Raw genomic sequence first — 7,588 nt, 5'->3', positions numbered from 1 at the left:
GCGTGGGATAGAAGCGGTACTTAAAGGCTCTCTGTGTCATGTCTCACATTATAGCAATTATTCCGTGAGATATGTAGGTTCTAATGTAAAGCCGTGCTTCTAGCACGGGGTTTCCACCCACAATTTTCGATGAAAAAATTAGAATTTTTGTTACAGAAAGAAGGCGATCGCGCCTGGTTGCCCCTAGAAACCCCCGACGTGGAAATTCTAGAAGGCAAATACCGCGTCGTTGCTCGCATTCAGCATCCGAACACCGACATCGAAATTCGCGTTACCCATACTTCCTTCGACGAACCGGCGCAGCGGAAAGTCCAAAGCCGATCGGCCCGCACCAACCCCGAAGGATTAGTCGTGATCATTCCCTACACCAGGCTCAAACCCGGACTGTGGGAACTCTCCTGCTTGCCAGATCCCAAATCAACACCAGCAAAACCTTGGCAGTACGGCGTTCAGTTGGAAGTATTGCCTGCAGAATCCGAAATCTCCGAACCCCTACCGCCGATCGACCAAACCGAACCGGCAACCTCCCGGTCACACTCAGAAAACGCAGCTTGGGCCGATCGTCGCGCAGCCCCACAAATCGCAGCATCGGTCGATCGTCGCGTACCAGCCCAACTCCCAGCAGCCGAGTCAGCACCGCAGCAGACCAAAATCTACCAATTCCCCACTCCCCAAACCCCCGAACCCAAACCGGGCGTCAAACTCGAACTCGCCCTCGATCGAGAAACCTTCGTCACCCAACTCGGTCGCCCCTTAATCATTTCCGGCAAAATCGACATTCCCCAAGCCCCCGAAAAAACCCGAAAAACAGCAAGTCTCATCCCCGAATCCGAAGCGCTAGAACTCAAACAACTTATCGGTTCAGCACAACTGCAAATTTACCTGCGCGACCCCCAAACCTCAAAAATTCTCGCAGAAATCCAGCAGCCGATGCCAGAACAAGTTCCCCCCTGCATCTTTGCCTGCGTCACCTACATCCCAACCGAGTGCAAAAGTCGCCTAATATTAGGAGAAGCAATTCTCAGCAGCGGCAGCGTCACCCTAGCCACCAAACTATTCACAATTACAGCCCGTTTAGAGCACCTGTTAGAGGCAATTAAAGACAATTTCATCGAAGAAAAGCATCAAGCCGAACTCTCCCCAACAGCCTCAAAACAGCCTGGGAGCGCCAAAAGTCTATCATTCCTCAAGCTAGTAGAAAAATCCTTAGACCCTCCCTCCCCCGCCGAATCCCCAACAGACGTGCCCTTACCCCCTCAACTGCATTCCCGTCAGACTCCAAGTGCAAGCGGCCTAGATTTGCCCGCATTCGGTAACAAACTGCCCGAGAGCAGCCGAGCGCAATTGCTTTCGGAAATCTCCAATTCGCCTCGAACAGCAGCAGAGTCGATCGACCCACAAACCAAACCTTTAGACCCCCCAACTTCCCCTCAAACAGCCTCCATCGGAGCGATCGACCAAAAACCCGAAAACAGCCCCCCCTTAGCAACAACAGCCCCAGAAACTCCACCAGCACCCACAAAACAGGCATTTCAAACCTTAAACGTCCAAAATAGATTTTGGTCGCGACTGAGTTCCTTAGCCAGCAACGGCGAATCCCCCGAATGGCTCAAAGCAACCACCCTGTCGCCAACTCCAAAAGCCGCCGCTAATAGCAGCGACGAAATTGCCGTTGTGGAAGAAAGCAGCCCAACCCAGCAGCAACTCGAAACCAGCGAAACAATTTCCGATCCCAAATCTACTAGCCCCGAAGCCAGAGAATTTGTGGTTTTTGACGATCCCCCGCAGCCGAAACAAGTTGCTCAAAAAACCGCAACTGTCGCAGCAGAAGTAACTCCCCCAACACCCTACGTTTTGCCAGAAGACGAGTTAGTACCGATGCCGGTTTTGGAATTGCCTCGCGCCGAAATCGTCGCCGGCGGGCCCGTAAAAGTGCAAGTGCAACTGCCGGAATTAATGCCCCGGATTTATGTGAAAGTTTGGGTGTTCGATCGGCAAACCTACCTGATTCTCGACGGGCCGCGCTGGATTACCGAATTTAAAGCTAACGGGTTGGGAAGCGTGCGAGCAAGTGTCGAGTTAGAGATTCCCTACGGCTGCATGGAAGTCGAATTTGAGGCGATCGCCGTAGAAATGCAAACTCAGCGGGAAAGCCACAAAATAAGCGTTCACCGCCAAGTTTTACCTCCAGCCGGGCCAACTTTACCCCTCGAAGAGTAAGCCTTCATCCGCGTGCATCCCCGTTCATCCGCTGACATCTGCGGTTAAAAAATCCTACTTACTTCCGGGCCAACTGCCGAAACTTCTTCTTAAACTTATTCTTATACACGTAGATCGATCGCTGCCAATCCTCAACTTGCAGCGACATCTCGGCCTCCAAACCGGTGCGGTTCCAAACCTCCTCCTGACACTTGCGACGGCAAAAATTCATCGGTTCCGAGTAAACTTTCCCATTAGATAAACTTGGCTTCGGCCCGCACCAGTGAATCACAGTCGCCTGAGTGCGATCGGCCGCAGGCCCGCTTGACTCCATTGGAAAGCGCTTCTTCATCGAATCCCGGTCAAAATCCGGCACCAAAAACTGCATATCCACACTCTGCACCCGCAGTTTGCCCTCTTGAGCGGCGCGGAAGACCATCAGGTTAAAAAAGCCCATGTCTCCATACTTAAATATCTCTGGATGTTCATCATTAAAATCCAGAATCTTTCTATACTCCTCTAAGCTGAAAACACCTCGCTTCCCAAAGAATGTGCCTGGACAGACATAGCGAGAGCGATAGTCTTGCCAACGAAAATCTGGAAAATACTTTTCGACTCCCGGAATGTCAAAGAAATATTCCGTGATATCCGCATCCGAGTAATCCTGACAAGGCTGGTCAATAATAAAGTCGAAGTCTTCAAAATTAGCTAATTTGAGGACATCTCCCCAAATAATTGTATCTGCATCCATCACGAGAAAATTTTGCCAAGGACTTTCCCAAAAGGGAATCATATGACTTTTTCCCCAACCAAAGCTTCTTTTTCTCAGAAGTGGCTCAGAGACGCTATCGTGATTAATGACGCGCACTCCGTAAACTTTTTCTAGGGGACTCACGGAAAACGTACCGTCAATCAACAGGCAGATGGGAACATCTCCCAGGAAATATCGGATGCTAGCACAGCAACCCTTTGCAAACAAATAATCTTGGTCGCAGCAAGCAATAATAACACCAAAATCTTCCATAAAACCTCACTTTTTTACTAATACCACTTACCCAAAATAATCCAAGTGTAGCCACCAAGCTCCAAACCTTTATGTCATCAGTTACTCCCAATTCTTTAAGCGAAAATGGTATAACTTGCTTACCCCCAGCGTTTGGGTTTTTTGTTCTGACAGCAGCTCTATTTTCGACTTCTGCCTTTTAGCCAGCTTAGCACTAAACTCCTGCGATCGCCGCCGGCAAAAACATCGCTAAAACCGCTAGGAATCTTAGATATAGTTGGTCTGTCAAACAACAGAGCTTTCCCTGCGCCAACAGCGGGTTAAGCACTACCAATTGCAGCCACACTCAAACAACAAAAAAGTTGTTTTAATTGAGCGGGAAATTAAACCCGCCGACGGGCGGTATCAAAAATGGCGCCCAGGCAAGTCCCGACTGCTGGGGGCATCAGAAAACCAAAATTGGTCAAGTCTGAAATAGGCCTGTTACAAGGTAAATTTACCAGCCTCGATCCCTCAGTTCCCCACTCCTGGCGGGAAATAGCCTCTTAGAGGCCGCGAGGTTTAAAGTTAGGTTAAAAAGCTTGACATAAGAGGATCGAAAGTTGTATAAGAGATGCGACAAGCAGCCACAATCCTACCTATAACTGTCTGTTAAGTCTGGCGTAACCGAGGACTCCGGGCAGTTGTCAGTTTGAGGCAGATAGTGGTCGCTCCCGTACAATCCGTTGTCGATCGCCTGCTGAGCAACTCAAGCAAATCAGGCGATCGAGAGATGAAATTAGCAGGTGATGGTATAATGAACCGTAAAGTAATGTGGGCTTGACCTGAATTGATGCCTGGGCGGTACAAGAGCTCGGCCCCCGGAGTTCAAGCAGAAGTAGACACGCCTACTGTGAATCAACTGTGAATCAACAGTTATGGATAGGTTCTATTTTTTTGGCAGTTATTGTCAACAGGCAAGCAACCACAAAAATTAGCAGTTGGCAATTGCTGCTCGTCGAGTTGAATAGAGCGTGAAGGTGTGAGGAAAATAAACAGAACTTTTTGGAATTTACTGCTAGTATCCCCGGCAATTCTGGGTATATCATCAGTCGTCAGTGCCGCTGCGATCGCCGCAGAAGCTCCAGCAACCGCTGAAGCCAACCAGCTAGCTACAACTCAGTCATCTGAGTCAAAAATTGCAGAAAAATAGGTGGAGAACCAGTTGCAGAACCAGCTCAGAATGATTAACTTACTCATACAGCGATTCTAGCGTACTCGATGAGTAGATTTAGGAAATTTTAGGGAAAATTTTCTCTCACAGTATCTACCCCGCCAACTGGCGAAACTTCTTCTTAAACTTATTCTTATACACGTAGATCGATCGCAGTAAATCTTCAACTTGCAGCGACATCTCCGCCGCCAAACCCGTGCGGTTCCAAACATCCTCCTGACACTTGCGGCGGCAAAAATTCATCGGTTCCGAGTAAACTTTCCCACTAGATAAAGTTGGCTTCGGGCCGCACCAGTGAATCACAGTCGCCTGAGTGCGATCGGCCGCAGGCCCGCTTGACTCAACCGGAAACCGCTTCTTCACTAAATCCTGGTCAAAATCCGGCACCAACAACTGCATATCCACACTCTGCACCCGCAGCCGATTTTCTTGCGCCGCCCGGAAAATCATAAAGTTCAAAAACCCCATTTCTCCGTACTTAAATATCTTCGGATTTGCCGCCGTAAAATCTAAAATTTCCACGTATTCTTCCAAGCTAAAAACGCCGCGCTTAGCAAAAAAAGTACCCGTGCAGAAATAGTTCGATCGCGATTCCGACCACCGAAAATTCGGGTAATGCTTCTCAACGCCAGGAATGTCAAAGAAAAATTCCGAAATATCCGCATCCGAGTAATCGTAACAAGGCTTGTCTACAATAAAATCAAAGTCTTGAAAATTAGCCAACTTGAGAACATCGCCCCAGACGATCGTATCGGCATCCAAAACCATAAAATTTGACCAAGGACTTTCCCAGAAAGCAATCATTTTAGTTTTTCCCCAACCAAAACTTTTTTTCCTGAGAACCTCTTCAGAAACGGTTGTGCGATCGATTACTCGCACCCCGTAGGACTTTTCCAAAGCACTCACAGAAAACGTACCGTCAATCAACAGACAAATCGGCACATCTCCCAGGAAATATCGGATGCTAGCACAACAACCCTTAGCAAACAGATAATCTTGGTCGCAGCAGGCAATAATAATACCAAAATCTTCCATAAACCCTCACTTTTTTACTAACTTGCCCACCCACAGCATTTCGGTTTTTTCTGACAGCCGCTCTATTTTCGAGTTTTGCATTTTCGCCAGCTTAGCACTAAATTCCTGCGATTGCGCGTAGACAAAAACATCGCTAAAACCGCTAGGGATTTTGGGTATAGTTGGTCTGTCAAACAACTGAGCCTCACTGCGCCCTTTCGGGTCAAGCAACACCAATTGCAGCCGCACTTTCGGTTCTAACAAATGACTCATTGACAGTATATTTCCTAGAGTGACTTCCGAAAGATCACTGACAACCAGGGGCTTTGGGGCCCGATCGATCCGGCGAGCAATTGCGGGATTTTCCTGGCCCCATTCCTTAGTCCACCAAGTCTCGGCTTGAGAACTAACGGCATTCGACAGTACCCCGCCCGTTAACAGTACAAGTGTCAGAACTTTCCACACTTGCCGTTTCCAGCTTGGCACGCCCCGCGCCCTAATTTTAGTCGCTAACAGGTAAGCAACAGCGATTTGCATCCCCAAATAAGCCGGAAATAGGTAGCGACCTTTAGTCGATCGGATTCCTCCCAATATAACATCCGGCAGCACGACTGCCAGTGCTGTCACCGCCATCACCGTCACCACAAACAGCCAAACCTGTTTGCTCGTCTCAGAACACAGAAAATAAACTGCATACCCTACGATTGCCACTAAAATTAAAGTAGCTGCCACTAAAGCAATAAGATATATCCCACTAGCCTTAGAAGTTAGCCCAAAATCCCAATAAACGCGACCGATATTTCCGAGCCAATTCTTAACTAAAGATAGGCTGGTGCTTTCTGAAACAGCCCAACCAGTCGCCCCGTCTGCTGCCTTTTTATTGACCAGTAAAATTACCAGCCAAGGCAGAAATGCTAGGAAGGATACGGCACTTGCTATCAAGTAACCAACTAGCTTTTTATTGAACGTAAAACCTTGAGTTCCTACTAGATAAATTCCGTGTCCGAACGCAACTAACAGGCTAAATAAATGAGTATAAAATCCCAGAATATTTGCTACTGCGTAAATAATCCAACTCAGCTTAGTTTGCAGCCGCATTGCTCGTAGCAGAGACGCACAAGAAAGCAAAATCAGCGCCACCCACAAACTGTAGGGACGCGCTTCTTGAGCGTAAAGCACGTGCAAGGGAGAAACTGCTAGCAATCCCACGGCTATCCACGCCACTTCGGGCGGTGCAAACAATTCTCGGCACAGCCAGTACAGCCCAGGAAACGCTAACAAACTCATCAAAACTGAGAAACTTCTCGTCGCTGCGGGAGAATCACCGAATAGTTTTGCCCAACACTTGACTCCCAGAAAATATAGTGGAGGCAGTTGAGGTTCTTCAATTGCCAAACTTTTAACAGTATCGCCAAAATTTTTTGTCGCATTGGGGCGCTGATATTTCATCAAATCTTTTGCCCCTACTAACTGACCGCTGCTTATTTCCTGAAGCACTTCTGTTTGCGTGTATCCAGAAACCCGCAGGGAAGTAAATACTTCATCGTACCAATAAAATTTTTTGTCGATGTTGACAAAGCGAAAGAACAATCCTAATAGCAATAATACCACTACTAAAAGCCGCAGTTTACTTTTCATTACCGTCATACAGGGTGTCAAAAGAGCTAGATGGTACGCCTCAATGTAACATACCATATAAAGGTCGAGTTTAGGGTTCAATTTACAGGTTGTTCGATCGCCCTCTCATAACAGGTGGCCTTTACTTGTGCTGTTAGCAAATTAGAACGGTCCTGGATGCACTCCTTACTCTCATCAACCGAGTTTTTAACTTCGATCGATCGCCTAAAACCAAGTATTTGCGTTGCTCAAACCCGGTTGATGCCTCCTGGACGCCAGGAGAATCAATCGATACTTTGGCAGTGGGATAAATTACATAGGAAAGGTGCTTTGAGATCCAGAGGCTGTGCAAAAAAAAAACTGGTCGTGAAACGCCAGACAGCGAGACCGCCAAACTCTAATTTCAGCTAACAGACATTCAGTCGGCTGCCGCTGCCAGACTACAAAAAATTGTGTTAAAAAAGTAGCGGGAAATTAAACCCGCCGACGGGCGGTATCAAAAATGGCGCCCAGGCAAGTCCCGACTGCTGGGGGCATCAGAA

6 protein-coding genes are annotated in these 7,588 nt (G+C 47.9%); 2 read left to right on the top strand and 4 right to left on the bottom strand.

Annotated features, from left to right (window positions below):
* Positions 1 to 129: 129 nt before the first annotated feature.
* Positions 130 to 2,220: a hypothetical protein gene (locus QUB61_RS36570; protein WP_333134615.1), complete on the top strand. Its 2,091-nt coding sequence runs from the start codon at positions 130 to 132 to the stop codon at positions 2,218 to 2,220.
* Between the two features lie 58 nt (positions 2,221 to 2,278).
* Here QUB61_RS36570 and QUB61_RS36565 read toward each other — a convergent pair whose 3' ends face one another.
* Positions 2,279 to 3,223, bottom strand: a complete 945-nt coding sequence (locus QUB61_RS36565; protein ID WP_333134613.1) for a hypothetical protein — start codon at positions 3,221 to 3,223, stop codon at positions 2,279 to 2,281.
* A 670-nt stretch (positions 3,224 to 3,893) separates the two neighbouring features.
* Here QUB61_RS36565 and QUB61_RS36560 point away from each other — a divergent pair.
* Complete coding sequence (locus tag QUB61_RS36560; RefSeq protein ID WP_333134611.1) at positions 3,894 to 4,025, top strand: hypothetical protein; 132 nt, start codon at positions 3,894 to 3,896, stop codon at positions 4,023 to 4,025.
* Between the two features lie 92 nt (positions 4,026 to 4,117).
* Here the strand turns inward: QUB61_RS36560 and QUB61_RS36555 are convergent, their stop codons facing one another.
* The 3 genes from QUB61_RS36555 to QUB61_RS36545 all read right to left on the bottom strand — a co-directional run bounded on the left by QUB61_RS36555 (position 4,118) and on the right by QUB61_RS36545 (position 7,067).
* Positions 4,118 to 4,345, bottom strand: a complete 228-nt coding sequence (locus tag QUB61_RS36555) for a hypothetical protein (RefSeq protein ID WP_333134609.1) — start codon at positions 4,343 to 4,345, stop codon at positions 4,118 to 4,120.
* Between the two features lie 163 nt (positions 4,346 to 4,508).
* Positions 4,509 to 5,450, bottom strand: a complete 942-nt coding sequence (locus QUB61_RS36550; RefSeq protein ID WP_333134607.1) for a hypothetical protein — start codon at positions 5,448 to 5,450, stop codon at positions 4,509 to 4,511.
* Between the two features lie 6 nt (positions 5,451 to 5,456).
* Complete coding sequence (locus tag QUB61_RS36545) at positions 5,457 to 7,067, bottom strand: glycosyltransferase family 39 protein (RefSeq protein ID WP_333134605.1); 1,611 nt, start codon at positions 7,065 to 7,067, stop codon at positions 5,457 to 5,459.
* Between the last annotated feature and the right edge of the window lie 521 nt (positions 7,068 to 7,588).

The organism is Microcoleus sp. C2D2 (assembly GCF_036702495.1).
Classification (GTDB): domain Bacteria; phylum Cyanobacteriota; class Cyanobacteriia; order Cyanobacteriales; family Microcoleaceae; genus Microcoleus.
This window is presented reverse-complemented; position numbering and strand designations above follow the sequence as displayed.

Bases quoted from the DNA above. Each gene is read 5' to 3' on its own strand.
- QUB61_RS36550 (WP_333134607.1), bottom strand. From the start codon at position 5,450: ATGGAAGATTTTGGTATTATTATTGCCTGCTGCGACCAAGATTATCTG.
- QUB61_RS36565 (WP_333134613.1), bottom strand. From the start codon at position 3,223: ATGGAAGATTTTGGTGTTATTATTGCTTGCTGCGACCAAGATTATTTG.
- QUB61_RS36545 (WP_333134605.1), bottom strand. From the start codon at position 7,067: ATGAAAAGTAAACTGCGGCTTTTAGTAGTGGTATTATTGCTATTAGGA.
- QUB61_RS36570 (WP_333134615.1), top strand. From the start codon at position 130: ATGAAAAAATTAGAATTTTTGTTACAGAAAGAAGGCGATCGCGCCTGG.